26 protein-coding genes are annotated in these 25,637 nt (G+C 72.8%); 16 read left to right on the top strand and 10 right to left on the bottom strand.

Going from position 1 to position 25,637, the window contains the following annotated elements; all coding sequences use genetic code 11:
- The first annotated feature begins 36 nt into the window (after positions 1-36).
- Complete coding sequence (locus tag ABR738_RS10135) at positions 37-1,410, top strand: hypothetical protein (RefSeq protein WP_350234508.1); 1,374 nt, start codon at positions 37-39, stop codon at positions 1,408-1,410.
- Positions 1,411-1,729: 319 nt separating this feature from the next.
- On the opposite strand, the gene ABR738_RS10130 is transcribed toward ABR738_RS10135, so the two are convergent.
- Together ABR738_RS10130 and ypfJ are read right to left on the bottom strand one after the other, a co-directional pair.
- Positions 1,730-2,119, bottom strand: coding sequence for a VOC family protein (locus ABR738_RS10130; protein ID WP_350229638.1), 390 nt, complete (start codon positions 2,117-2,119; stop codon positions 1,730-1,732).
- 87 nt (positions 2,120-2,206) lie between these two features.
- Positions 2,207-3,100 carry a KPN_02809 family neutral zinc metallopeptidase gene (gene ypfJ / locus ABR738_RS10125; RefSeq protein ID WP_350229637.1) on the bottom strand — a complete coding sequence of 298 codons (894 nt, stop codon included), beginning with the start codon at positions 3,098-3,100 and terminating at the stop codon, positions 2,207-2,209.
- Between the two features lie 388 nt (positions 3,101-3,488).
- Here ypfJ and ABR738_RS10120 point away from each other — a divergent pair, with 388 nt between their 5' ends.
- The 3 genes from ABR738_RS10120 (at position 3,489) to ABR738_RS10110 (ending at position 6,651) form a co-directional block, all read left to right on the top strand.
- Positions 3,489-5,087, top strand: a complete 1,599-nt coding sequence (locus ABR738_RS10120) for an ABC-F family ATP-binding cassette domain-containing protein (protein ID WP_350229636.1) — start codon at positions 3,489-3,491, stop codon at positions 5,085-5,087.
- A 395-nt stretch (positions 5,088-5,482) separates the two neighbouring features.
- A complete protein-coding gene (locus ABR738_RS10115; RefSeq protein ID WP_005477683.1) occupies positions 5,483-5,704 on the top strand; it encodes a helix-turn-helix domain-containing protein in 222 nt (73 codons plus the stop codon).
- Positions 5,705-5,850: 146 nt separating this feature from the next.
- On the top strand, positions 5,851-6,651 hold the full coding sequence (locus ABR738_RS10110) for an enoyl-CoA hydratase/isomerase family protein (RefSeq protein ID WP_350229635.1): 801 nt from the start codon (positions 5,851-5,853) through the stop codon (positions 6,649-6,651).
- Positions 6,652-6,875: 224 nt separating this feature from the next.
- Here ABR738_RS10110 and ABR738_RS10105 read toward each other — a convergent pair whose 3' ends face one another.
- Entirely contained in the window at positions 6,876-7,544 is a 669-nt protein-coding gene (locus ABR738_RS10105; protein WP_350229634.1) for a hypothetical protein, read from the bottom strand.
- An 88-nt stretch (positions 7,545-7,632) separates the two neighbouring features.
- Between ABR738_RS10105 and ABR738_RS10100 the strand changes: the two genes are divergently transcribed.
- From ABR738_RS10100 to amaP, 5 genes are all read left to right on the top strand, one after another.
- Positions 7,633-8,136, top strand: coding sequence for an Asp23/Gls24 family envelope stress response protein (locus ABR738_RS10100; RefSeq protein WP_350229633.1), 504 nt, complete (start codon positions 7,633-7,635; stop codon positions 8,134-8,136).
- A 116-nt stretch (positions 8,137-8,252) separates the two neighbouring features.
- A complete protein-coding gene (locus tag ABR738_RS10095) occupies positions 8,253-8,444 on the top strand; it encodes a hypothetical protein (protein ID WP_350229632.1) in 192 nt (63 codons plus the stop codon).
- Between the two features lie 3 nt (positions 8,445-8,447).
- Entirely contained in the window at positions 8,448-8,789 is a 342-nt protein-coding gene (locus ABR738_RS10090) for an Asp23/Gls24 family envelope stress response protein (RefSeq protein WP_350229631.1), read from the top strand.
- Positions 8,786-9,508: a DUF6286 domain-containing protein gene (locus ABR738_RS10085; RefSeq protein WP_350229630.1), complete on the top strand. Its 723-nt coding sequence runs from the start codon at positions 8,786-8,788 to the stop codon at positions 9,506-9,508. Before ABR738_RS10090 ends, ABR738_RS10085 begins: the two co-directional genes overlap by 4 nt.
- A gap of 3 nt (positions 9,509-9,511) precedes the next feature.
- Positions 9,512-10,090, top strand: a complete 579-nt coding sequence (gene amaP / locus ABR738_RS10080; protein ID WP_350229629.1) for an alkaline shock response membrane anchor protein AmaP — start codon at positions 9,512-9,514, stop codon at positions 10,088-10,090.
- A gap of 24 nt (positions 10,091-10,114) precedes the next feature.
- Here amaP and ABR738_RS10075 read toward each other — a convergent pair whose 3' ends face one another.
- From ABR738_RS10075 to ABR738_RS10050, 6 genes are all read right to left on the bottom strand, one after another.
- A complete protein-coding gene (locus ABR738_RS10075) occupies positions 10,115-10,870 on the bottom strand; it encodes an SDR family oxidoreductase (protein WP_350229628.1) in 756 nt (251 codons plus the stop codon).
- A gap of 5 nt (positions 10,871-10,875) precedes the next feature.
- Positions 10,876-12,690: a glycoside hydrolase family 15 protein gene (locus ABR738_RS10070; protein WP_350229627.1), complete on the bottom strand. Its 1,815-nt coding sequence runs from the start codon at positions 12,688-12,690 to the stop codon at positions 10,876-10,878.
- 30 nt (positions 12,691-12,720) lie between these two features.
- Positions 12,721-13,509, bottom strand: coding sequence for an SURF1 family cytochrome oxidase biogenesis protein (locus ABR738_RS10065; RefSeq protein WP_350229626.1), 789 nt, complete (start codon positions 13,507-13,509; stop codon positions 12,721-12,723).
- Between the two features lie 62 nt (positions 13,510-13,571).
- Positions 13,572-13,805, bottom strand: a complete 234-nt coding sequence (locus ABR738_RS10060) for a metallothionein (RefSeq protein WP_114036065.1) — start codon at positions 13,803-13,805, stop codon at positions 13,572-13,574.
- A 53-nt stretch (positions 13,806-13,858) separates the two neighbouring features.
- Positions 13,859-14,839, bottom strand: coding sequence for a DEDDh family exonuclease (locus tag ABR738_RS10055; protein WP_350229625.1), 981 nt, complete (start codon positions 14,837-14,839; stop codon positions 13,859-13,861).
- Positions 14,840-15,037: 198 nt separating this feature from the next.
- Positions 15,038-15,709 (bottom strand): TetR/AcrR family transcriptional regulator, encoded by a 672-nt coding sequence (locus ABR738_RS10050; protein ID WP_350229624.1) that lies wholly within the window; start codon positions 15,707-15,709, stop codon positions 15,038-15,040.
- Positions 15,710-15,819: 110 nt separating this feature from the next.
- Here ABR738_RS10050 and ABR738_RS10045 point away from each other — a divergent pair, with 110 nt between their 5' ends.
- From ABR738_RS10045 to ABR738_RS10025, 5 genes are read left to right on the top strand one after another with little or no spacing between them, the layout of a single operon-like run.
- Entirely contained in the window at positions 15,820-16,617 is a 798-nt protein-coding gene (locus tag ABR738_RS10045) for an acetoacetate decarboxylase family protein (RefSeq protein WP_350229623.1), read from the top strand.
- Between the two features lie 2 nt (positions 16,618-16,619).
- Entirely contained in the window at positions 16,620-17,504 is an 885-nt protein-coding gene (locus tag ABR738_RS10040) for an SDR family NAD(P)-dependent oxidoreductase (protein WP_350229622.1), read from the top strand.
- Positions 17,505-17,517: 13 nt separating this feature from the next.
- Positions 17,518-18,813, top strand: coding sequence for an amidohydrolase family protein (locus tag ABR738_RS10035; protein WP_350229621.1), 1,296 nt, complete (start codon positions 17,518-17,520; stop codon positions 18,811-18,813).
- Positions 18,810-20,033 (top strand): amidohydrolase family protein, encoded by a 1,224-nt coding sequence (locus tag ABR738_RS10030; protein ID WP_350229620.1) that lies wholly within the window; start codon positions 18,810-18,812, stop codon positions 20,031-20,033. The genes ABR738_RS10035 and ABR738_RS10030 overlap by 4 nt, the downstream gene beginning before the upstream one ends.
- 25 nt (positions 20,034-20,058) lie before the next feature.
- A complete protein-coding gene (locus tag ABR738_RS10025) occupies positions 20,059-20,775 on the top strand; it encodes a VIT1/CCC1 transporter family protein (protein ID WP_350229619.1) in 717 nt (238 codons plus the stop codon).
- Here ABR738_RS10025 and ABR738_RS10020 read toward each other — a convergent pair.
- Positions 20,732-23,836, bottom strand: coding sequence for an NACHT domain-containing protein (locus ABR738_RS10020; protein WP_350229618.1), 3,105 nt, complete (start codon positions 23,834-23,836; stop codon positions 20,732-20,734). The genes ABR738_RS10025 and ABR738_RS10020 overlap by 44 nt on opposite strands.
- Positions 23,837-24,004: 168 nt before the next feature.
- On the opposite strand from ABR738_RS10020, the gene ABR738_RS10015 reads away from it, so the two are divergent.
- A complete protein-coding gene (locus ABR738_RS10015; RefSeq protein ID WP_350229617.1) occupies positions 24,005-24,934 on the top strand; it encodes a sterol desaturase family protein in 930 nt (309 codons plus the stop codon).
- The gene (locus ABR738_RS10010) at positions 24,931-25,608 is read left to right on the top strand and encodes a lysoplasmalogenase (protein WP_350229616.1); all 678 of its coding nucleotides are present in this window, start codon (positions 24,931-24,933) and stop codon (positions 25,606-25,608) included. Before ABR738_RS10015 ends, ABR738_RS10010 begins: the two co-directional genes overlap by 4 nt.
- Positions 25,609-25,637: the final 29 nt, after the last annotated feature.

The following is a 25,637-nucleotide window of genomic DNA, read 5'->3' as shown; positions in this document are numbered from 1 at the left end:
GACTCCAGACTGCGGCTTGTCCGCGCTCCGCACCCGATGCAGGCCCGGCCCCTCGCCGCCGCCCGCCGAGCCGTGTCCGACCGGCGCACCCGGCCCGCGCCGAGGCCGCCCGCGGGCACCCCCGCCGCCGGCGAACTGGCCCGCCAGGCCAGGGCGGTGCTGGCCGACGCCGTACGCGTCGCCCGCTGGACCGAGGCCCAGCGCCTGGGCGGCGCCACCTCCGGCCCCGGCCGTCCCGGTCCGCTGCCCGAGGGGGTCACCGAACGGGCAGCGGCGGCGCTCGGCCTCGCGCCGGGCCGGGTGCGGGCCGCCTGGGACCGGGCCCGGCTCGCGGGCCTCGTCGAGCTGCACGGCGCCACGGTGCGCCCCGGCTGGCGGCTGCGCGCCTGGGACCGCGACGACGCGGCCGTCCTGCGCGGCTGGGTCGCCCTGTTCGACGCCTGGTCCCTGGTGCGCCCCGCCCCGGACGACATCGCCCCCACGGCGGTCGCCGAGGTCGTCGAGGCCATCCCGCAAGTGCTCTCCCTCCTCCAGCTCTCCAACGGGCCCGTGCTCATGCCGGCGCTGCTCGATCTGCTCGAACAGCGCGTGGCCGAACTGCGCGAGGAACGCTGCGAGGTGCCCTACGGGTCCAAGCCGGGCCCCGTGCCGGGCCCGGTCCCCCCGCCCGATCCCGCCGCCACACCGCCGAACCTCGCCCACCTGCTCGGCTGGGCGCTGGCCGGCCTGGCCGCCGTCGGCGCGCTCGTCCTCGGCGAGGACCAGGCCACGTTGACGCCGCTCGGCAACTGGGCGGTCTGGGTCAAACTGGAACAGATCTGCGTCGCCGCGCAGAGCCCGGCCGGCAACATCGAGCAGTCCGCCGAGGACATGCTGCGCGGCTGCGCGGGCCTGACCCCCGGCCCGGCCCGCGCCGAGTACCGCGCCTGGACCGCCGCCCGCACCGTCGCGGGCGCGGTCACCGAACTCCTCGACGTCGCCCGGGGCGACGACGCCCTGCTGCGCGGGCTCGCCTTCGAGGCGCTGCGGGTCGTGGGCGCGCCCGCAGAGGCCGCGGTGCGCACCGCCGTGACCGAGACGTGCCTGCGGCCCTACGCCCTGCTGTGGCTCGCCGAGCATGAGGGCGGCGACCCGGAGGACGTCCTCGCCGTCCTGTCCCGTGAGGACTCCACCTGGCTCTGGGTCGACACGGCCGCCGCCGTGGCCGACCACGGCGAGAGCGAACTCCTGGTGCGCCACCTCGACTCGGCGGTCCAGGGCACCGTCCCCGCGCTCCTGGAGGAGGTACGGGCCGTCGGGCATCCCCGGACCGTGCAGGTCCTGGTCGCCCTCGCGGCGGCCCACCCCGACCCGGCCCTCGCCAAGGCGGTGCGCCGCGCGGCCTTCCAGGTGCACACGGGATCCGTCTAGCGACACGCGACGCGCGAAGCGCCGCCCCGGCCAACGGCCGGGGCACCCCGCTCCCTCAACTCACGCCCGGGGCCGCCCCGTTCAGCACCCGGCGCCCATCGCGCGAACCGGGCCCACCCGAGCACGCCGCCTTACCGCGCCGGCCCCGCGTGAGCACCGCGCGGGCCCGCGTGAGCACCGCGGCCGCCCGCGACGGCCGCGCGGCGCCGGGCTCACCGCGCGAGCACCGGGCTCACCGCCCGAGGTCGGGCTCGCTCGCCCGACGCCGGGCTCGCTCGCCCGCGCCGCCCCGCACCCCGTCCCCCTCAGCGCCCCCGCCTCACTCCCCACCTCCCGGCGCATACGTACCGAAGCTCCACACGTTGCCCTCCGCGTCCCTCGCCATGTAGTCCCGCGAGCCGTAGTCCTGATCCGTCGGTTCCATCAGGATCTCCACGCCCCGTTCGGCGGCGCGTTTGTGGTGCGCGTCCACATCGCTCACCACCACGTACACCCCCGCCGGGCCCGCGTCCGCCATCGTCCGGGCGAAGAGGCCGCCCCGGCCCTTGGAGCCGAGCATCACCACGCCCGTCCCGTAGGACAGCTCGGCATGCATCACGCTGCCGTCCTCCGCCTCGTACGCGCACACCTCCGTGAAGCCGAAGGCGTCCTTGAGCTGGCGGATCGCTGCCTTCGCGTCGTCGTACAGGATCGTCGGACACACGGTCATCCCGATCACTCCTTCCGGTCCAAGTAGCTGACTGTGACCTGGATCTCAGTCTCGCACCCGGCACTGACAACGCCCCGGCACCCGGTTTCAGCGCGCGAAGGTGTCGCAGCGGGCCATGTCGCCCGCGCGGTAGCCGGTGTAGAACCACTGCTGACGCTGGTGCGCCGAGCCGTGCGTCCAGGTCTCCGGGGTGACCCGGCCCTGGAACTTCTGCTGGATGCGGTCGTCGCCCACGGCGGCCGCCGCGTCGAGGCCGTCCTTGATGTCCTGGTCGGTGAGGCGCGCGAGCAGCGGACGGCCACTCGCCTTGTCCGGAGTCGTCGTCGCGCGGCGCGCCCACACCCCGGCGTAGCAGTCGGCCTGGAGCTCCACCTTCACCGCGTTGCTTTCGGCCCCCCGGCGCCCGTCCTGCGACCGGCTCAGGGTGCCCGTCAGGTTCTGGATGTGGTGGCCGTACTCGTGCGCCACCACATACGCCTGCGCGAAGGGACCGCCGCTCGAACCGAACTTCGTCCGCAGCTCGTCGAAGAAGCCCAGGTCGAGATAGACCTGCCGGTCGCCCGGGCAGTAGAAGGGGCCGACCGCCGAAGTGGCCGTCCCGCACGCGGTGTTGACCCCGCCGGTGAAGAAGACCGTCCGCGCCGAGGAGTACCGGGAGCCGCGGCGCGGGAGCTCCTGGCTCCAGTAGTCCTGCACGCTGTTGACGACCGCCACGATGCGGCAGTCGTCCTTGGTGTTGGCGTCCGAGCCCGTACGGCAGCTCTGGTTGACCTGCGCCTGCGAGGACGAGCGCGCGCCCGGGGTGGTGGTGTCGGAGGAGAGTCCCAGCTGTTCGGGGCCCACGCCGAAGAACAGGCCCAGCAGCAGCGCGACGACCCCGACGATTCCGCCGCCGACCGTGGCTCGCCCGCCCGGGATCCGACTGCCCCGGGCATCGTTGACCTCGGAGGTGTCGAGATCGGCGTCGTCGTCGAACTGCATGGGCGAACCCCCCGCGTCCTGGGGCCACCGGACGGCGCGAGGGCGGTCCGCCCGGGATGACCCCGCGTGTCAAAAAGGTCACCCCGAGTATGGGCCAGCCCGGCGCGCCACGCCCGTTTTGCCACGTCGGCCACCACGCTCCGTGTGTCAGGGACCGCGCCCGGGGGCGCGCTCAGCCGGGCGACGGCCTGTTGGGCGAGGCCCCGGGGACGGTGGCGGAAACCGGGTTGCACGGCCCCGTTAGAATTGACCCCATGGCAATTCTCCTTGTGCATTAGGCGGCGTCGACCTCCACGCCCGCCGTCGCCCCCACGCCCTGTCAAGGACGCGCTTCGCGCGGCGCCTCTTGCCGTCCCCTCCGCCGTCCATACCGCCCTGGAGTCTTTCCGTGATCACCGCCACCGGCATCGAGCTGCGCGCCGGCGCCCGAGTCCTCATCGAGTCCGCGTCCTTCCGCGTCGCCAAGGGCGACCGCATCGGCCTGGTCGGCCGCAACGGAGCGGGCAAGACCACGCTCACCAAGTGCCTGGCCGGCGAGGGCATCCCGGCCGCCGGCACCATCACGCGCTCGGGCGAGGTCGGCTACCTGCCGCAGGACCCGCGCACCGGCGACCTCGACGTGCTCGCCCGTGACCGTGTCCTGTCCGCCCGGGGCCTCGACGAAGTCCTGCGCAAGATGCGCGAGAACGAGGACCGCATGGCGAACGGCAAGGGCGCCACCCGCGAGAAGGCGATGAAGAAGTACGAGCGCCTGGAGACGGAGTTCCTGACCAAGGGCGGGTACGCGGCCGAGGCGGAGGCCGCCACCATCGCCGCGGCCCTCGGCCTGCCCGACCGGGTCCTCGGCCAGCCGCTGCACACCCTCTCCGGTGGTCAGCGCCGCCGCATCGAACTCGCCAGGATCCTCTTCTCCGACGCCGACACCCTGCTCCTGGACGAGCCGACCAACCACCTCGACGCCGACTCCATCGTCTGGCTGCGGGACTACCTCAAGTCCTACCGGGGCGGCTTCATCGTGATCTCCCACGATGTCGACCTGGTCGAGACGGTCGTGAACAAGGTCTTCTACCTGGACGCCAACCGCGCCCAGATCGACGTCTACAACATGGGCTGGAAGCTCTACCAGCAGCAGCGCGAGGCCGACGAGAAGCGCCGCAAGCGCGAGCGCCAGAACGCCGAGAAGAAGGCGGCGGCCCTCAACTCGCAGGCCGACAAGATGCGCGCCAAGGCCACCAAGACCGTCGCGGCGCAGAACATGGCCAAGCGCGCCGAGCGCCTGCTCTCGGGCCTCGAGGCGGTCCGCGTCTCCGACAAGGTCGCCAAGCTGCGCTTCCCCGAGCCCGCGCCGTGCGGCAAGACGCCGCTGACGGCGGAGGGCCTGTCGAAGTCGTACGGCTCGCTGGAGATCTTCACCGACGTCGACCTGGCCATCGACAAGGGCTCGCGCGTGGTCATCCTCGGCCTCAACGGCGCCGGCAAGACGACGCTGCTGCGGCTGCTGGCCGGCGCGGAGAAGCCGGACACCGGCGAGGTCACCCCGGGCCACGGCCTCAAGATGGGCTACTACGCGCAGGAGCACGAAACGCTCGACCCCAACCGCACGGTCCTGGAGAACATGCGCTCCTCCGCGCCGGACCTCGACCTCGTCGAGGTGCGCAAGACGCTCGGCTCCTTCCTCTTCTCCGGCGACGACGTCGACAAGCCGGCCGGGGTCCTCTCCGGCGGTGAGAAGACCCGTCTGGCGCTCGCCACCCTCGTCGTCTCCTCGGCCAACGTCCTGCTGCTCGACGAGCCCACCAACAACCTCGACCCCGCGAGCCGCGAGGAGATCCTGGGCGCGCTGCGCACCTACAAGGGCGCGGTCGTCCTGGTCACCCACGACGAGGGCGCCGTCGAGGCGTTGCAGCCGGAGCGGATCATCCTGCTGCCGGACGGCGTCGAGGACCTGTGGGGCCCGGACTACGCGGACCTCGTCGCCCTCGCCTGAGCACGCGCGGCGCGCGCCGGCGGGCCCGTCCGGCGGGCTCCCGGGCAAGATCCATCCACTGATCCACTTCCGCTGGATCATTCGGCTTACGCGTGATCCTCAATCTGAGTGAGTGCGTCTCGTACCCCGGTGTGTCAGGCACGGGATCAAGGTTCGCCCCCCAAGGGGCGGGCCTTTTTCCGTATGTGACCCGGAACACAGCTCTAACCTGGCGCTTCATCTCGACTTTCGGGACGTGATATGTCCAAGCCCAGCCGGAATGAGGCATTCCGCGCCGCCGGATCGCCGCTCGGAAGCGGAAGCTTGTTGCGCGGACCTTGCCGAATGGGTGGCCAGGAAGCGCGGGAGGGGTGATCATGAGAAGTCCAGAGCGCACTTCCCATGAGGAGGCACGGGTGGCCGAGACTCTGAAGAAGGGCAGCCGGGTTACCGGCGCCGCGCGCGACAAGCTCGCGGCAGACCTGAAGAAGAAGTACGACTCCGGTGCGAGCATCCGGGCGCTGGCCGAGGAAACCGGCCGGTCCTACGGGTTCGTCCACCGGATGCTCAGCGAGTCCGGGGTCACTCTCCGTGGACGCGGCGGAGCGACACGGGGCAAGAAGACGGCCTCAGCCTGACCGAGGCCGTGCGGACGGTTCCCGTGGCCCCCGGGTCCGGTGGTGGCCACCCGGTCGGTTCTGCGACCGACCGGGTGGTTACTGTGCAGTCACTTGACGACCGCGGTGCGGTTGTTCACTGACGGCCACTGACCCGGAGGCGCCCCATGGCTACGCCCGCATCGGCATCTGAAGTTTTCGACAAGGACGGTGTCCGGCTCTCCGTCGATGACGCGATCGCCACGGTGACCCTGACCAATCCGGCCAAGCGCAACGCTCAGTCTCCCGCTCTGTGGCGGGCGTTGGCCACGGCCGGACGGTCGCTTCCCGGCAGCGTGCGCGTCGTCGTGCTGCGCGGCGAGGGCAAGTCCTTCTCCGCCGGCCTCGACCGCCAGGCCTTCACTCCCGAGGGCTTCGACGGCGAGCCCTCCTTCCTCGACCTCGCGCGCGGCTCCGACGCGGAGCTCGACGCGGTCATCGCCGAGTACCAGGAGGCGTTCACCTGGTGGCGCCGCAACGACATCGTGTCGATCGCGGCCGTTCAGGGGCACGCCATCGGCGCCGGCTTCCAGCTCGCCCTCGCCTGCGACCTGCGGGTCGTCGCGCAGGACGTGCAGTTCGCCATGCGCGAGACCAGCCTCGGCCTGGTCCCCGACCTCACCGGCACGCACCCGCTCGTCGGGCTCGTCGGCTATGCCCGCGCGCTGGAGATCTGCGCCACGGGCCGCTTCGTCGGCGCCGAGGAGGCCGAGCGCACGGGCCTGGCCAACCTCGCCGTGCCCGGCGACGAACTCGACTCGGCGGTGAAGGACTTGGCGGGCGCCCTCCTGGCCGCTCCCCGCGACGCCGTCGTCGAGACGAAGGCACTGCTGCGGGGCGCCTCCGACCGGAGTTACGAGGAGCAGCGCCTCGCCGAGCGCGCCGCCCAGGCCCGCCGTCTGCGCGACCTGGCGGGACTCGCGGACTGAGCGATCCGACCGGGCCCGCCGCCTGCGCGGCCTGGCGGGGCTCGCGGACTGCGCGACCTCGCGCGGGCGTGCGGACTGTGTGACCCGACCGGGCTCGGGGTACGCCGGACTGGCCGCGGGTGCCGGCGTGGCCCCGAGCCGGCGCTGTCAGGGGCGCGGGGAACTGCGCGACCAGCCACCCATGGCGTGCGGCCGGGGTCAGGGCACCGCCCGCCGGGGCCCGCTCAGCCCGCCCAGGTGACCAGGACCGCCACCGAGTCCGCGTCCGGGACCGCCCGGCCCACCGCCGTGCGCACCGCCCGCCCCACCTCCAGGGGGTTGTGGGGCGGGGCGCTCGCCAGCTCCACGCGGATGTGGCCGTCGGCCCTGTGCACCGGCGGGCCCAGCTCGGCGGTCAGCCGGGCCACACCCGGCGTGGTGAGCGCGGCGGTCGCCGCCGCCGACGCCGGCTGATCGGCCGGGCCGGGCGGGGGAGGGCCGTCCGGGGGATCCGGCAGGACATCGACCAGGGCCGTCACCTCCACGTCGATGTCCGAGACAAGCAGCCCGAGCCGGTCCCGCGCCGCCGTGAGCAGGGCTTCGCGCAACCCCGCCACCAGCTCCGGCAGCGGCCGCCCGCCCAGCGCCACGAGCTCCACCGAGACGCGGTGCGGGCCCGGCGCGAGCGCCGTCGGCGGCGCGGGGAACGCCGCTTCCACCCCCGCACCGGGGTCGGCCGGGGAGATCCGCAGCGAGGTCACCCCGCACCCCGCCAACGCCGCCGCGGCGGCCCCGAGCACCGACGCAGCCGCCCGCTCACTGATCCAGACACCGTCCTCGAAACCGCCCAGCGCGACCAGCCTGCCCAGGCCCAGTCGACGCCGTACCGCGGCACTCCATCCGTCAGCCGTCATTCCCCCAGCCTGCCGCATCGCGGGGGCGAGTCGGGGCAACCGCACTTAATGTGGGCATTGGAGTCCAAGGGCGAAGGGACGAACGGTCATGAGCGACAGCGAACAGCGCAACCGGCCCGGTGCACCCGCGAACGAACCGACGGGCGCACTGTCCGAGCAGGCCAGAAAGGTGTCCGCCACCAAGCGTGGTGGCGGGGACCCGGGCGGGCGCGGCCGCACCACGATCGCCGACGGTGTGGTCGAGAAGATCGCCGGGCTCGCGGCCCGGGACGTCGAGGGCGTCCACGCCATGGGCAGCGGGCTGTCCCGTACGTTCGGGGCGGTCAGGGACCGGGTGCCCGGCGGCGGCAAGTCGTCCGTCACCCGGGGCGTGAAGGCCGAGGTGGGCGAGGTGCAGACCGCGCTCGACCTCGAAATCGTCGTGGAGTACGGCGTGCCGATCGCCGAGCTGGCGCGGGATGTCCGCGAGAACGTGATCTCCGCCGTCGAGCGGATGACCGGTCTGGAAGTCGTCGAGGTCAACATCGCGGTCAGTGACGTGAAGCTGCCGGACGACGACGAGGACGAGGAACCGGAGGGCCGGCTCCAGTAGCCCGCCGCGATCACCGGCCCGCCGCGACCGCGCGGGCCCACAGGGTCGTCATCTCGCGCGGTACGCGCGTCACTTCGCACGGATGGGTCACGGCTCGTGGAACCGAGGAGTTCAGCATGAGTATGGCGATGGTTGGCTTGCTGGCCGGCATGGCGCTCGGCTTCGCCGGATACTTCGGCGGGTTCGGGGCTTTCCTGCTGGTCGCGGCGCTGGGCGCGATCGGATTCGTGGCGGGCCGCTTCCTGGACGGCGACCTGGAACCGGGCGACTTCTTCCGCTCGCGCGACCGCGGCGACCGGCGGCGCTGACCCATGGCGGTGGCCGAACGGATCGAGCCCGCCGAGCGCGGCTCCACCAGGATCGCCGACCGGGTCGTCGCGAAGATCGCCGCGCAGGCCGCGCGGGAGGCACTCGAGCAGCCCCCTCAAGGGGGCGCCCCGCCGCACGCCGATGTCACCGTGCACCAGGATTGCGCCCGGGTACGGGTCAGCGTCGAACTGGGCTACCCCAGCGATCTCGGCGGCCAGTGCCGCGCGGTGCGGCGCCAAGTCGCCGAGCGGGTACGAACATTGGCGGGGATGGACGTGCCCGAAGTAGCGGTGCAGATCGAGCGTCTGCACACGGACACGACGGCCCGGGGGAGGATCCGATGAGCCACCCCAGCGACGACGAGGGCGCCACCCGGCGCCTGCCGGTGATCGAGCGGGGCGCCCAGCACGGACCCGGATCCGACCGGGCCACATCCGCCGCCGACCACGAGCCCGGCCAAGGCCACGACCACGGCCTCGATCACGACCCCGTCCCCGTGCTCGCCGAGGGCGAGGGCGGCCGGGCAACCCGCTTCTGGTCGGCGCGCCGGATCCCCGCCGGGCTGCTGGCCCTGGTGATCCTGGCCGTGTCCGGGCTCTTCCTCTACGACGTCGCCGCCGTGCGCGCCCACCACTCGGCGATGCGCTGGCGGGTACGGTTCGCCGACTGGCTCGCCGCGCATCCACTCGATGACGTCGCGGTCCTCGCCATCGCGGGCGCCGCGGCGCTGATCGGACTCTGGCTGATCGCCCTCGCGATCACCCCGGGCCTGCGCGGCGTCCTGACGATGCGCAGCCCGTCGCCCGCCGTGCGGGCCGGGCTCGACCGGGCCGCCGCCGCGCTCGTGCTGCGCGACCGCGCCATGGAAGTGGCCGGTGTCCAGTCCGCGCGGATCCGCGTGGGCCGGCGCCGGGTGACCGTACGAGCCCTGTCGCACTTTCGTGAACTCGACGATGTACGGGCCGACTTGGACGCGGCGCTCGGCGCGGGACTGCGGGAGCTCGGCCTCGCAGGGCCGCCCGCGCTCAGCGTGCGGGTCGGCCGTTCGGTACGGAAGGGCTGAGCCATGCTGCGGACGGTCAACCGGGTGGTGCTCGGGCTCGTGGGGCTCGTGCTGTTTCTCGTGGGCGGCGCGGTCCTGGCCGCCGGCTTCGGCCTCGATGTGCCCTCGTGGTGGCCCTGGGGCGGCAAGCACGACGTCCTGGTGAGCAGGTCGCGCCGCGCCCACTGGCACGACCAGGACTGGTGGTGGCCCGTCGTGATCGCCGTCCTCGCCCTCCTCGTCCTGCTCGCCCTGTGGTGGCTGCTGGCCCAGCTGCGCCGGGCCCGCCTCGCCGAGGTTTTGGTGGACTGCGGTGACGGGCGGGGAGCGCTGCTGCGCGGCCGGGCCCTGGAGGCGGCGCTCGCGGGTGAGGCGGAGACCGTGGAGGGGGTGGCGCGGGCCCAGGCCGCCCTGGTGGGCAGGCGGACCACGCCGCGTGCGCGCGTGGCGCTGCTCCTTGAGCCGCACGCCCAGCCGGCCGCCGCGCTGGTCCGCCTGGACGGCCGGGCGCTGGCCCACGCCCGGGACTCGGCGGGGCTCGCGGAGCTGCCCGCCGAGGTCCGGCTGCGATCGGTCAAACACCGTGCGCGGCGCGTGAGTTGAGGCCCGGCGCCCCGCGGGGCCCGCTCAGAAGCCGTGCCGCGCCCCGCCGTCCACCGGCAGCATGAGGCCCGTCAGATACGACGCGGCGGGCGAGAGCAGGAAGGCGGCCGTACGGCCGAACTCCTCGGGGGCGCCGTAGCGGCGCAGCGGAATTTTCGCCTCGTTGGCCGCGCGGGTCGCCTCCGCGTCCCCCGACAGCTCGTCGAGCTGGCGCACCCGGTCGGTGTCGATGCGGGCCGGAAGCAGGCCCACGACGCGGATGCCGCGCGGTCCCAGCTCGTCGGCCAGCGACTTGGCGAACCCGGCGAGACCGGGACGCAGCCCGTTGGAGAGGGTGAGGCCCGCGATCGGCTCGTGTACGGAACCGGACAGCACGAAGCCGATCACCCCGCCCTCGTCCAGCTCGGCGGCGGCCGCGCGCGCGATGCGGACCGCGCCGAGGAACACCGAGTCGAACGCCGACTGCCACTGCTCGTCGGTGTTGTCCGCGACGAAGCCCGGCGGCGGGCCGCCCACGCTGATCAGGACGCCGTCGAAGCGCCCGAAGTGGTCGCGGGCGGCGGCGATGAGCCGGGCGGCCGACGCCGGGTCGGCGTTGTCGCAGACCACCGGGTGCGCGCCGGGGCCCAGTCCGGCGGCGCTCTCCTTGAGCGTCTTCTCGTCGCGGCCGCTGATGACGGCCTTCGCGCCGTCCGCGACGAGCGCGCGGGCGGCGGCGAGGCCAAGACCGCGCGAGGCGCCGGTGACTACGTAGACACGGTCCTTCAGTCCAAGATCCATGCCGCCTATCCTGCCTCGTCGGCGTAGTCCGGCTCCAGCGCGCAGGCGGTGGCGACCAGACCGATGTGACTGAAGGCCTGGGGAAAGTTGCCGAGCTGACGGCCGGCGGCCGGGTCGTACTCCTCGGCGAGCAGCCCCACGTCGTTGCGGAGGGTGAGCAGCCGCTCGAACATCTCCCGCGCCTCCTTCTCGCGGCCGATCAGCCGCAGCGCGTCCGCCATCCAGAACGAGCACACCAGGAAGGTGCCCTCGTCGCCCGGCAGTCCGTCCACGTCCGCGGCCGCCTTGTCGGTGCTGTAGCGGCGTACGAAACCGCCCTGGCCGAGCTCGGCCAGGATCGCCTCGACCGTGCCGACCACCCGGGGGTCGTCGGCCGGCAGGAAGCCGACGCGGGGGATGAGCAGGGTCGCCGCGTCCAGCTCCGCGGAGCCGTACGCCTGCGTGAACGTGTTGCGGTCCGGATCGAAGCCCTTCTCGCAGACCTCCTTGTGCACCGCGTCCCGCATCCGCCGCCAGCGGTCGGCGTCGCCGCTCAGACCCGGCTCCTCCTCCAGGGTGCGCACCGCGCGGTCCGCCGCCACCCAGGCCATCACCTTGGAGTGGACGAAGTGCCGGCGCGGCCCGCGCACCTCCCACAGGCCCTCGTCCGGCTCGCGCCACCGCTCCTCCAGGAAGCCGAGCAGGGCGAGCTGGATGTTCCAGGCGTGTGCCTCGCTCTTGAGGCCGGCCCGGCGCGCCAGGTACAGGGAGTCGACGACCTCCCCGTACACATCGAGCTGCAACTGGTTGACGGCCGCGTTGCCGATGCGGACCGGAGCGGACCCGAAGTGCCCTTTGAGCCACGGCAGTTCACTCTCCGGGAGCCTGCGCTCACCGGCGATCCCGTACATGATCTGAAGGTCGGCCGGATCGCCCGCGACGGCGCGCAGCAGCCAGTTGCGCCAGTGTGCGGCCTCCTCCAGGTAGCCGGCCGAGAGGAGGGCTTCGAGGGTGAGGGTGGAGTCGCGCAGCCAGCAGTAGCGGTAGTCCCAGTTGCGGACGCCGCCGATCTCCTCGGGCAGGGAGGTGGTGGGCGCGGCCACGATGCCGCCGGTGGGGGCGTAGGTGAGCGCCTTCAGGGTGATCAGGGAGCGCACCACGGCGTCCCGGTAGGGCCCCTCGTAGCGGCAGCGCCCGGCCCACTGGCGCCAGTCGGCGAGGGACTGCTCCAGGGACTCATAGGGGTCGATGAGGTCGGGGCGCGGCTCGTGCGAGGCGTGCCAGGTCAGGACGAAAGCGACCTTTTCCCCCTCGCCGACCGTGAACGACGAGCGGGTGCTCATGTCCTGGCCCCAGGTCTTGACCTCGGGCTCGCTGCGCAGCCACGCCGAGTCGGGGCCCGCGATCGCGACCCGGTGCCCGTCGGAGCGGCGCATCCAGGGCACCACATGGCCGTGGTCGAAACGCAGCCGCAGCACGGAGCCCATCTCGACGGTGCCGCTGACGCCCTCCACGATGCGTACGACATCGGGGGCCACGTCGCGCTGCGGCATGAAGTCGATGACCTTGACCGTGCCCGTGCCGGTCTCCCAGTAGGTCTCAAGGACGAGCGAGTCGTCCGCGTAGGAGCGCCGGGAACACTGCCCGGTGGGGCCCGCCTCCACGGGGGCGATCCGCCAGTGGCCGTTGTCCTCGTCGCCGAGCAGGGCCGCGAAGCAGGCGGCGGAGTCGAAGCGGGGCAGGCAGAGCCAGTCGACGGATCCGTCGCGGCCGACGAGGGCGGCGGTCTGAAGGTCGCCGATGAGGGCGTAGTCCTCGATGCGCTGTGTACGTTGGGTCACGCCAAGGCGTGTTCCCGGCCAGGCAAATCGCTAAGCAGCCGCGTGCTCGGGCACCTCGGCGGGCGCGGCCTTCGCGTCCTCGCGGTCCTGCTTCTCACGGCGTACGAGGATGAACCAGCCGACCGGGACCGCCGCCGAGAAGAGCCACCACTGGACGGCGTAGGCCATGTGGGGGCCGATGGAGCTGTCGTCGGGGGCGGGAATCAGTTCGGGGGAGTCGTTCGGCGGCTCGGGCGCGGTCTGCTCGATGTATCCGCCGAGCACCGGACGGCCCAGCGCCCTGGACTGCTGGGCGCTGCTGATCAGCATGACCTGGCGCGGCGGCAGGCCCTTGACGTCCTTGATGCCGCTGGCCGCCGTCGTCTGGTCGGCCATCAGGCGCCCGGTGATGGTGACCTTGCCACCGGGCGGCGCGGGGATCCTGGGGAAGTCCATCTGGTTGCCGTTGTCGGCGATCCAGCCCCGGTTTACCAGGACGGTGGGGCCGTCGGTCAGGACGAAGGGGGTGAGCACGTGGTAGCCGACCCGGCCGTCGGCCGCGGTCCTGCGCCGCACGACGACCTCGTGCGCGGTGTCCCAGATGCCGGTGGCGCTGACCTTGCGCCAGTAGTCCGAGCGCGGGACGGTGTGGCCCGGCGAGGTGAGCTCGCTCACCGGCACGGGCCTGGCCTTCAGGTTGTCGGCGATCAGCGTGTTCTGGGCGACCTTGTGCTCGTGGCGGTGGAGCTGCCAGAAGCCGAGCTCGATCATCGTGGGGATGAGAGCCAGGGCCAGGAGGGTGACGAGCACCCACTGCCGGGACAACAGGAAGCGGTACACCCCATGACCGTACAACTCGGACCATGGGGTGCGCCGGGTGGGGTGGGTCGGACGTGGGCGGGTCAGACCTTGTCGACGATGCCCGCCTTTCCCTCCGCGCGGGCGCAGTGGGCCCCGCAGTACCACGCGCCCTCGACCTCGACCCCCTGGCCGATGATCTGCACCCGGCAGTGCTCACAGATGGGCGCCATGCGGTGGATGGCGCAGGAGAAGCAGTCGAAGACGTGCACCGCGCCCTGCGCGTGCACCTCGAAGGACATCCCGTAGTCGTTTCCGCAGACCTCGCAACGTGCCATGCGCCACAGGGTGGAGGGTGACCGCCGCGCGCGGTGGGCGCCGCGCCCGGCACTCACCCGTCTGCCGGTGCCACGTCCCGGAGCAGTTGGGTGAAGGCCGCCTCGTCGATGACCGGCGTGCCGAACGACTTCGCCTTGACCGTCTTGGAGGTGGCCGACTCCGGGTCGTTGGTGACCAGCAGGCTGGTGAGGCGCGAGACGCTGCTCGCCACATGCAGCCCGGCCTCGATCGCCCGGTCCTCCAGGAGCTCGCGGTCCACCGAGGTGTCCCCGGAGAACGCGACGCGCATGCCCTGCTTCAGCGGCCGGTCCCTCTCGTAACGCCCCGGGTTGGGGTAGGGGCAGGCGGGGCGCTTGCGGGAGGCGCGCCAGGTGCCCGATCCGCCCCGGTATGAGGCCTGGTAGCCGATGCGCGGGGTGGCCGGCGCGTCCGTCCATTCGGTGAGCGGCCGGCATTCGAGCAGCGGCAGGCGCACCCCGCCGGCCGCCGCCGCGTGCAGACTCGGCCGGAACGCCTCGGCGAGCACCCGCGCGTCGTCCAGCGCGTGGTGGGCGCGCTGCTGCACGACGCCGTAGTGCGCGGCCAGCGACTCCAGCTTGTGGTTGGGCAGCGGGAGCGCGAGCTCCTTGGACAGGGCGATGGTGCACAGCCGCTGCTTGACCGGCGCGGTGCGCTCGGCCCGGGCGTACTCCCGCGCGATCATCTGCCAGTCGAAGATCGCGTTGTGCGCGACCAGGACCCGCCCGTCCAGGCGCGCCGCGAACTCCTCGGCGACGTCGGGGAAGAGCGGGGCGCCGGCGAGCACCTCACTGGTGAGCCCGTGGATCCACACCGGGCCCGGGTCGCGCTCGGGGTTGACCAGCGTGTACCAGTGGTCCTCGACGTTGCCGTGCGCGTCGAGCCGGTAGACGGCAGCCGAGATTATCCGGTCGTCGCGGGCGAGGCCGGTGGTCTCCACGTCGACGACCGCGTACCCCGGTGGGTAGGCGGCCGGCCACGGCGCTGCTGTCGTCAGGTCGTCGAGCATGGTCACAGAGAATACGGGTCCGCACTGACAGCGCGGGCCGGGGACGGGGGCGGGCCGGGCCGCGGGGGGCCGCTCTTTTCGGCCCGTGCGCCTCAACTCGGCCCGCGAGCAGGTGATATGCGCCCTCGCGGATCGAGTCTGCGGATCGAGTCTACGGATCGAGTTCGTGGACCGAGCCCGCGGACCGAGTTCGGTGACCGGGGTTCAGCCGCAGCCCTTCCGGCCGGCCGCGAGCAGCCCGTCCACCAGGGCCCGTACGGAGGTGAGGAACAGCCGCTCCTCGTCGAGCGGACCCGCGAGGGCCCGGGCCAGGGCCGGGTCCTGACCGGCCTGGCCGTCCCTTCCGGCCCGTCCGTCCTTTGTGGCCGTCGCCGCGTGCCACAGGTCCTCCTCGGCCGGACGCTGGACCGGGGCGCGCTCGCGGTTGCGCTCGACCAGGACGTACCCCACCACCTGGAACTGCACCGCCCGCACCGCCCGGGCCGCCCGCGCCCCGCGCAGCCCCGCCGCGTGCAGCTCGCGGGCCAGGGCCTGCTGCGCGGGCAGGAACATCCGGTCGGTCAGGCCGCGTTCGTGGACCAGCGCGATCAGGTGCGGGCGCGCGCGCAGCTCACGGCGCAGAGCGCGCGCCACCGACACCACGCGCGTGGCCGGCGTGCGCCCGCGCGGGGCGATCTCGCCCAGCTCCTCGACGGTCCGCTCCACCAGCGCGTCGAGCAGCGACTCGCGGTTGCCGACGTGCCAGTAGATGGAGGTGACCGCCGTGCCGAGTTCTGCGGCGAGCCCGCGCATGGTGAGCGCGGCCGGCCCGTGCCGCCTGACCAGGGACCCCGCCGCGACCAGGATCTCCTCCCGGGTGAGCGAAGTGCGCGCCATATCTGATGCTCCCTCAATTCCCTTACGGCCAAGCCTCTTTACCCTTCATCGGCATCGGTGTAACTGTGTTACAGACCCGGCGCAGAACAGCCCGAGAAGGGTGGTACGACATGGCACGCGTACGGTACGGGGCGCGCACCGAGGCCGAGATCAAGGCCGCGCGCACCGCGAGTGCCCAGCTCCCCGACATCTGGTCGACCGGCGTGGTGGCGCTCTGGGAGAGCGACCCCGACGCGGTCGCGGCGGTGCTCCCGCCGCCGCTGAAGCCCCCCGCGCGCCCGCTGGTGCGGGCCGCCATCAGCAAGGTCGGCCTCCCCGGCTATCCGCTCGGCGCGGGCTCGGTGGCCGTCGCCGCCGTGCACGACGGGCTGGAGGGCTGGTATCCGCTGGTCATGCCGATGACCCACGAACGGGCGCTGACCGGCGGACGCGAGGTGTTCGGCGAGCCGAAGAAGCTCGGAGAGGTGAGCGTCGAGCGCGAGGGCCTTCTCGTACGGGCCGCGCTCGCCCGGCACGGCATCGCGTTCGTGGAGGTGCGCGGCGCGGTGGACGGCCGGCTGCCCCTGCCCGAGCCGGCCCGCAGGACCGACTTCTACTTCAAGTTCCTGCCGGCCGTCAACGGCGAGGGCTTCGACGCGGGCCCCGTCCTCGTCCACTGCGTACGCGAGGAGAAGGTGCGCGAGCTGGAGAGGATCACCGGCGATGTGGTGCTGCGCGAATCGATGTACGACCCCGTCGCCGATCTGCCGGTGCGGCGCGTCGTGGAGATCACCATCGGCGAGAAGACCACCGACCAGAGGGGCACGGTCGTCGGACAGGTCGACGCCGAAGCCCTGTTGCCCTACATCCACCAGCGCTACGACGACTCCCGGCAGATCCTGGACGGGCCACCCGAAGGGAGCGTCTGAGCATGGAGCTGAGGCAGGGGCAGGTCGCCGTAGTCACCGGCGCCGCGAGCGGCATCGGGCTCGCGATGGCCCGGCGGTTCGCCGCCGAAGGTCTGAAGGTCGTCCTCGCCGACGTCGAGGAGGGCGCCCTGGAGAAGGCGGCGGGACAGCTGCGCGAGGAGGGGGCGCGGGTGCTCGCCCACCGCGTCGACGTCAGCGAGCGGGACGCTGTCGTCGCGCTCGCCGACGCCGCCTACGAGGCCTTCGGCGCCGTGCACGTGCTGTGCAACAACGCCGGGGTCGGCTCCGGCGCCGAAGGCCGCATGTGGGAGCACGAGGTCAACGACTGGAAGTGGGCCTTCGCGGTCAACGTGTGGGGCGTCTTCCACGGCATCCAGGCCTTCGTGCCCCGCATGATCGCCGGCGGCGAGCCGGGCCGGATCGTCAACACCTCCTCCAGCGACGGCGGCATCGCCCCGCTGCCGACCGCCTCGGTGTACGCCATCACCAAGTCGGCGGTGGTCACGATGACGGAGTCCCTGTACGCCCACCTCAAGGCGGAGGGCGTCCCGATCGGCGCCTCGGTCCTCTTCCCCGGCCCGCACATGCTGCGCACCGGCCTGTGGGAGTCGCACCGCAACCGGCCCGAGCGGTACGCCAAGCAGCGCCCGCGCAAGACGCCCTACCGCAGCCTCGGCCAGTGGGAGGCCGCCATGAAAGCGGCCGGCCAGGAGATCGAGTTCACCCCGGTGGAGGCCGTGGCCGACGAGGTCGTCGAGGGGATCCGCGCCGACCGGTTCTGGATGCTCCCGGCGAGCGAGCACAGCGACCGGCAGATCAGGGCCCGTTCGCAGGCGATGCTCGACCGGGCGAACCCGGCGTACCTGGAAAGCTTCATTCTGGACTGACGAGGGACGTGCGATGACAGCACAGCACGAACAGAACGAGCCGTACCTGATCATCTCCTCCGACTGCCACGCCGGGCTCCCCACCGAGGAGTACCGGCCCTATCTGGACGCCCGCCTCCACCGGGAGTTCGACGAGTTCCTGTCCGGGCAGGCAAGGCGCCGCGAGGAGATGACCCGGCTCGGCGTCCGCAACGAGGCCTTCGCGGACCGCTGGTTCAGGGACAATGAGGAGGGGCTGCGCGGGGGCTGGGACCCGGCGCGCCGGATCAAGGAACTCGACGGGGACGGCGTGGCCGCCGAGGTGGTCTTCCCCGACGCGGACGCCGTCGACAGCCGCACCGCCGCGCCCTTCGGCGTGGGCCTCGGCCTCTCCGGCGACCAGGACCCCGACCTCGGCATGGGCGGCGCCCAGGCGCACAACCGCTGGCTCGCCGAGTTCGTCGCCCACCACCCCGAACGGCACTGCGGCGTCGCCCTGTTGCCCGTGACGGGTGAGGTCGGCCCGGTCGTCGCCGAGATCCACCGGGCCAAGGATTCCGGGCTCGGCGCGCTGATGATCCCCGCCATGTGGGTGGACAAGGCGCCCTACCACGACCGGCGTTACGACCCGGTGTGGGCGGCGGCCGCCGAGACCGGCATGCCGCTGGTGACCCACTCGGGCGCGGCCCCGCGCCACGAATACGGCGACCACCTCGGGATCTACGTCTCCGAGGTGACCTGGTGGCCCGCGCGGCCGCTGTGGTTCCTGCTCTGGTCCGGTGTCTTCGAGCGCCACCCCGGGCTCCGGTTCGGGGTGGCGGAGTCGGGCTGCTGGTGGCTGCCCAACCTGCTGTGGTTCATGGACCGCCTCTACCTCGGCGCGCACGGCGGCAAGAAGCTGTCGCCGTTCGCCGAGCTGAAGCGCCCGCCGAGCGAATACCTCGACCGGCAGATCTTCATCTGCGCCACCAACACCAAACGCCGCGAGCTGGCCCAGCGCTACGAGATCGGCGTGGACAACATCCTGTGGGGCTCCGACTTCCCGCACCCCGAGGGCACCTGGCCCCACACCCGGGAGTGGCTGCGCACCACCTTCCACGACATCCCCGTGGCCGAGACCCGCCGGATGCTCGGCCTCGCCGCGGCAAAGGTCTTCGGCTTCGACACCGCGAAGCTGGCGCCGATCGCCCGCCGGATCGGGCCGACCCCGGCCGGACTGGGCCAGAGCGAGGACCAGAGGGCCGTCGAGGCGTCCTGGGCGCGCTCGCGCGAGGCGGGCCGCCACTGGCTGACCGGACAGGACTTTCCCGCCCTGGGGGTGGACCGATGAGCGAGCGCTACACCGTCATCTCGGCGGACTGCCACGCCGGAGCCGACCTCCTGGACTACCGGCCCTACCTGGAGACGAAGTACCACGACGCCTTCGACGCGTGGGCGGCCACCTATGTCAACCCGTACGAGGACCTGCTGGCCGACACGGCCGACCGCAACTGGAACTCGGCCCGCCGTCTGGCCGAGCTCGAAGCGGACGGCATCGTCGCCGAGGTCGTCTTCCCCAACACGATCCCGCCCTTCTTCCCCTCCGCCTCCCTCATGGCGCCCGCGCCCACCCGCGAGGAGTACGAACAACGCTGGGCCGGGCTGCGCGCCCACAACCGCTGGCTCGCCGATTTCTGCGCCGAGGCGCCGGGGCGCAGGGCGGGCGTCGCGCAGATCCTGCTCAACGACGTGGACGAGGCGGTGCGCGAGATCCGGCGGACCAAGGAGGCGGGCCTGACCGGCGGCGTCCTGCTGCCGGGCGCCCCGCCGGGTTCGGGGGTGCCCGAGCTCTACTCGGACGTCTACGACCCGATCTGGGCCGTCTGCGCGGAACTCGGCGTGCCGGTCAACCACCACGGCGGGTCCGCGTCGCCGCCGCTGGGCCAGGAGCCGGCGGCGCGGGCGGTGTTCATGGTGGAGACCACCTGGTTCTCGCACCGGGCGCTGTGGCACCTGGTCTTCGGCGGCACCTTCCACCGCCACCCCGGCCTCAACCTCGTGCTCACCGAGCAGGGTTCGGGCTGGATCCCCGGCGTGCTCGACATGCTGGACTACTACCACGACCGGCTCGTCGCGGTGACGAAGGCCGCCACTGCGGAGTCCAAGTTCGGGGCCGGACTCGCCGGTTCCCTGGGCAAGGGCCCCTCCCAGGTGTGGCGCGACAACTGCTTCGTGGGCGCGAGCTTCATGCGGCCGCACGAGGTGCCGCTGCGGGACCGGATCGGCCTCGACAAGATCATGTGGGGCAGCGACTATCCGCACGACGAGGGCACCACGCCCTTCTCCCGCGAGGGCCTGCGGATCGCCTACGCGGGTCTGCCGCGCGCGGAGGTCGCGGCGATGACCGGGGGCAACGCGGCCCGCGTCTACGGCTTCGACCTCCCCTTCCTCGACGAGATCGCGGCCCGGGTCGGCCCCACGGTGGCGGAGATCGCCGAGCCCTTGAAGGAGATACCGGCCGAGGCGACGAGCCCCGCGTTCGCGCTCGGTGGGTCGGTGCGCGTGTGGTGAGGGGTCGGGTGAGACCCTGCCCCGCATGAGCAGTTCACCCGCCCCGCACGACGAGGCGCACAACGGGGCGCTCGGCTCCCGGCTCAACTGGCTGCGGGCCGCGGTCCTCGGCGCCAACGACGGCATCGTCTCCACCGCCGGTCTCGTCGTCGGCGTGGCCGGGGCCACGGACGACCGCTCGGCCCTGCTGACGGCGGGCCTGGCGGGACTGCTCGCCGGTTCCATGTCCATGGCGGCCGGCGAGTACGTCTCCGTCTCCACCCAGCGCGACTCCGAGAAGGCCGCGCTGGCGATGGAGCGGCGGGAGCTGAGGGAGTCGCCCGAGGCCGAACTCGCCGAGCTGACCGGCCTGTTGGCCGAGCGGGGCCTGAGCGAGGAGGTGGCCCGCGAGGCGGCGCTCCAGCTCACCGAACGCGACGCGCTGCGCGCCCACGCCAGGGTCGAGCTCGGCATCGACCCCGACGAACTCACCAACCCCTGGCACGCGGCCTTGGCCAGCTTCCTCGCCTTCACGGCGGGCGCGCTGCTCCCCCTCCTCGCGATCGTGCTGCCCCCCTCGTCGGTCCGCCTGTACGTGACGGTCACCTCCGTCCTGGCCGCGCTCGCCCTCACCGGCTGGTGGAGCGCCCGCCTGGGCGCGGCCCCGGCGAACCGCGCGGTCCTGCGGAATGTGGGCGGGGGAGCGGTGGCGATGGGGGTCACCTATGCGGCGGGGGTGTTGCTGGGGGCGGTGGGGGCGTAGGAGGTCCGTCCAGGCGTCGGCGCGGGATGAATTCGGCGCCCCGCACCTTCGTGCGCCGGCAGCGAATGGTGAGCTGGTGCAGCTGGGCGAGTGCGCTGAGATCGATCTCGCCGGTGCACTCGTAGAACGTCACCTGGCACAGGGCCGGGAGTTCCCGCAGGGCGCCGAGGCCTGACATCAGATGGCACGCGCTGAGGTGGAGGCTTTCCAGGCCGGCGTGCCGGGCCAGCGTCCTCAGGTCGAGCGCGGGGTGGTCGACGATCTGTAGGTGGCGCAGCTCGCGGGGGACGGACACGCGCGTCAGATCCTTCGCCTGGGCCGCCCCGGTGATGGTCAGTGTGCGCAGGCCGGGCCAGCGGTCCAGGCCGTCCAGAGCGATGTCCTGCGTCGGCCGGTGCAGATGGAGATGGACCACCCCGTCCGGGACCGGCAGGTCGGCGAGGCTGCGCGCGGATTGGGGCGTGCCCAGCGTCAGGGTTTCCAGCCGACCGAGGCCGCGGAGCGGCCGCAACGAGAGTCCGGGACGCAGGCGGAAGAGCGACAGGGCCTGGAGGCCGGGCAGTTCCGCGATCGCTTCCAGGTCCCGGAGCGCTGAACAGCCCTGGAGTTCGAGCCGTTTCAGGCCGGGCAGCCGGCCCAGCGGAGCCAGGTCCTCCACGACGTCGTTCGAAACGAGACACAAGGCGGTCAGATGCGGATGGGCGAGAAGGGGTTCTGTCAGAAGGTGCCCGCCCTCAAGGAGGATGAGCCTCATATGGTGCAGCCGCCGGAGCTGGACCAACTGCTCCGGGGCTCGCACCGTGAGGTAGGTGGCATTCCACTCCGAAGCCGGTTGAAGTACCTCCGTCACGTACTCCGACGCGTCGAAGTTCGCCCAGGCCGTGGACAGCCGAGCCCGCACCGTCGCGCGCTCATCGGCCCGGAACCGCCTGATCACGCCCAGCGCCGCATCCCCGCCCACCAGTCCGGCCGTCCGCACGACAGCGGCCGCCTCGTCCTCGGACAGCCCCTCGGGCCCGGGCAGCAGCTCAAGCACCAGCGGCCCAACCTTGGCCAGGACCTCCGCCTCGTCCCACGTACGCGGGGGCATCAGTTCGCGGGCCCGGGTCTCCACGTCCGCCCGCACCGCCGGGTCCAGCTCGGGCGCGTGTTCCAGAGCGGCGGCAGCCAGGAGCACGAGCCGGTGCCGCAGGCGGGGCGCGTGGTCGGCGCGGCGGAGCAACTGCCGTAGCAGACGGGTCCGTTCGTCGACCCGGGCGTGGCCCACCGCCATCCGCACCACGTCGTCCCACGTGTCGTCGTGGGCGTTGCGCACGAGCACGCCGAAGTCCCGTTCCTCCACGGCCGCCTTGGCGCCCAAGTAGTCCTGGAAGGTGCGGTGGACGAAACCCACCGAGCCCGGCACCGGCTCGCGCAGCAGCCCGCTGCGGATGAGGAGGTGGGCGAAGACCTGGTCGGGCCGGCCCGCCACCTGCGGCATCGCGGCGAGCCACTCCGCCACCATCGCGGCGGCCTCGTCCCGGTCCGCCTCCGCGAGCCCGTTGCGGATCAGCCAGTACGCGAGCCGCTGGAGCAGGGCCGTCTGCTCATCGCGGGTGAGGGTGACGCCCTCGACGCCGGTGATCTCCCGCTCGGTGTCCCGGCGCACGAGCAGCATGTCCAGGGCCGCGTCATACAACTCCTTGCGGGCGCGCGGCAGTTGCATGCGACGGTCCCGGTTCAGGGCGCACAGGAGCGCGCACATCAACGGGTTGGTGGCGAGCCGCCCCAGGTCGCGGCGGGAGGTCACCGCGCTCAGGAGGGAGGCCTCGTACGCGTCGAGGCGGGCGCGTTCGTCGGGCGACAGGCAGCCGAGCCGCGCCGAGCCGTGCCAATGGGCGACGAACGCGCGGACGCCCTCCCGCTCCATCGGCAGCAGCGAGTGCACCACGAAGCCCCGGCCCGCGAGCCAGTCCTCCGAAACCGCCGACGGTCGGGTCGTCACCACGTACCGGGCCCTCGGGAACGCGGTGACCAGGGTCTTCAGCCAGGCCTCCGTACGGGCCCGCAGCCGCAGCGGCACCTCGTCCACGCCGTCCACCAGGACCAGCGCCCGGCCTTCGGACAGGAGGGATTCGGTCCAAAGGGGCGGGGGAGCGAACGGCACCCCGGCCGACCGCAGGAAGTCCTCCGGCATGGGCAGCGACTCGGCCGTGGTGAACGCCCGCAGGCGGAGCAGGAAGGGAACGCACCTGTTCCAGTCGGCCAGTTCGGGGCCGAAGGTCCGGCGGGCGGAGTTCAGCGCCAGCCACTGAATCAGCGTGGATTTGCCCGAGCCCGCCGCACCGCGCAGGAGCAGCCGGCCGGTGCCGGCCAGTGCCCGCTCCACGCTCACCGTGGCGGGCCCGGTATCGGGCAGCCCCAGGGCTTGGCGGGGCTCATCAGTCACCGCGAGGCTGATGTACGCCGTGTCGAGCGGCCATTCGCTCGCGGAGCGCCCGAGGGTGAGGCCGAACAGCTCGAGTCGGCCGTGTGCCTGGGCCACGTACCGCGCGTACTTCTCCTCGAAGGCCAGGGTGGCCGCATCGGGGCGCGGGCCCACCCGGTCGCGTACGTCCTCGATCAGCTTTCGTGCCGAGTCCGCCGCCCTCGTCTGCTCGACCGCCGCCCGCGCCGCGAACGAGGGGTGCGCGGTGAGCTGTTCCAGGACATGGGCACAGCAGAGGGCCAGGAGCTCCTCGTAAAGGGCCTCGCCGGGGCCGGGGTGCGGGCTCCGCAGTTCGGTGGCCAGGCGCTCCGGGGCGAGGCCGAGCCCGAAGAGGCGGCCGGCGTCGAGCGTCCCCGCCGCCGCGAAGGAGTCCCGTACCGCGTCGACGGCCGCCGTCCGCTCGTGTTGGGGGAGTGATCCGTATGCCTCGTCCAGGCGGTGGCCGAGGACCTTCGCGAGGCGGTCGGGCGAGGCCGGTTTCGGCAGGGGGCGCAGCGGCCCCGTCACCAGGCCCGCGCCCGGCCGGGGGGCCAGGAACGACTTCGCGACCGTCGAGACCACCGTGCTCGCGAGACGTGTGATCACAACTTCCATACCTGGCACGGCAGTTGCCTCCCCCTGAGCGCACCGGTGCCGGCGATCGTACGCCCGGAGGGGGGCCGGGGTTGGTGGAAGTCACCAAAGGGTGCTGACAACGCGTCTCGCATACTTGTGGGTAACAACATCTAGCCGGAGCCGCCGCCCGGCCCCTACGGTGCAGGCATGTCGCCGAATCTGCCCGATGTCGTGCTGTGGTCGATACCCGCCTTCGTGCTGCTCACCGTCGTGGAGATGGTGAGCTACCGCCTCCATCCGGACGAGGACGCCGCCGGGTACGAGGCGAAGGACGCCGCCACCAGCGTCGGCATGGGGCTGGGCAGCCTGGTCTTCGACGCGCTGTGGAAGATTCCCATCGTCGCGATCTACACGGCGGTCTACGCGCTGACCCCGCTCAGCATCCCCGTGCTGTGGTGGACCCTGCCGCTGATGCTGCTCGGGCAGGACTTCTTCTACTACTGGTCGCACCGGGGCCACCACGTCATCCGGATCCTGTGGGCCTGCCACGTGGTGCACCACTCAAGCCGCAAGTTCAACCTGACCACCGCGCTGCGCCAGCCCTGGACCACATGGACGGTGTGGCCCTTCTACGTGCCGCTCATCGCGCTCGGCGTGCACCCGGCCGTCCTCGCGTTCTGCTCGTCGGCGAACCTGGTCTACCAGTTCTGGGTGCACACCGAGCGGGTCGGAAAGCTGCCCCGGCCCGTGGAGTTCGTCTTCAACACGCCCTCCCACCACCGGGTGCACCACGCCTCCCAGGGCGGCTACCTGGACCGCAACTTCGGCGGCATCCTGATCATCTGGGACCGGATGTTCGGCTCGTTCACCGCCGAGACCGAGCGGCCCGTGTTCGGGCTCACCAAGAACATCTTCACCTTCAACCCGCTGCGCGTCGCCACCCATGAGTACGCCGCCATCGCCCGCGACGTGCGCGCCGCACGCACCTGGCGCGAGCGGGCCGGGCGGGTCTTCGGCGGGCCCGGCTGGCAGCCACGCCCCCCGGCAAAGACGGCGGGCACGGCCGCCGAACCCACCGCCGAACCCGCCACCGGCCCCGCCGCGGCGCCCGCCCCCGTGGCGGAGCGCGCCGTATGACCCCACCCGGCGCGAACGCCGTCCCGCTCGGGCCGCCCGCGTGCGCGCAGCCCCGGCGCGCCGCCGCGGCCGGCCCGCTCCTCGTCGCCTTCGCGCTGGCCTGCGCCCTCGACCTGACCGCACTGCTCGCCGGCTGGCACACCGGACACCTCATCGCCAAGCCGCTGCTCATGCCGCTGCTCGCCGGGCACGTGTACGCGCGCGGCGGGCGGCGGCTGCTCATCGCCGCGCTCCTGTGCGGCTGGGGCGGCGACGTGTTCCTGCTCTCGAACGCCGACGCCGCCTTCCTGCTCGGCATGGGCTGCTTCGCCGCCGGGCACGTCTGCTACCTCGTGCTGTTCGGGCGGGGCAGGACACATCCCGCGCTCGCCGTCGCGTACGCCGTCGCCCTGGCCGCCACCGTCGCCGCGCTCTGGGGGGACCTGCCCGCCGGGCTGCGCGTCCCGGTCGCCGGATACAGCCTGCTGCTCACCGCGATGGCCTGCCGCTCGGCGCGGCTCGGCCCACTGGTCGGCGTCGGCGGCGCCCTGTTCCTGCTCTCCGACTCCCTCATCGCCACCGGCGTCGCCCACTGGCCGCAGCTTCCCGACCCCGACTTCTGGATCATGCTGACGTACGCCGGAGCGCAGACCCTTCTCGCACAGGCGTACCGTGGAAAGTCCCCCGCCCCCTGAACCAGCCTCACCCACCGAACCGCCCCGCA

The organism is Streptomyces sp. Edi4 (assembly GCF_040253615.1).
In the GTDB taxonomy this organism is placed as follows: Bacteria; Actinomycetota; Actinomycetes; order Streptomycetales; family Streptomycetaceae; genus Streptomyces.
The sequence above is the reverse complement of the archived record's forward strand: the minus strand, read 5'-3'. Positions and strand labels throughout refer to the sequence as shown.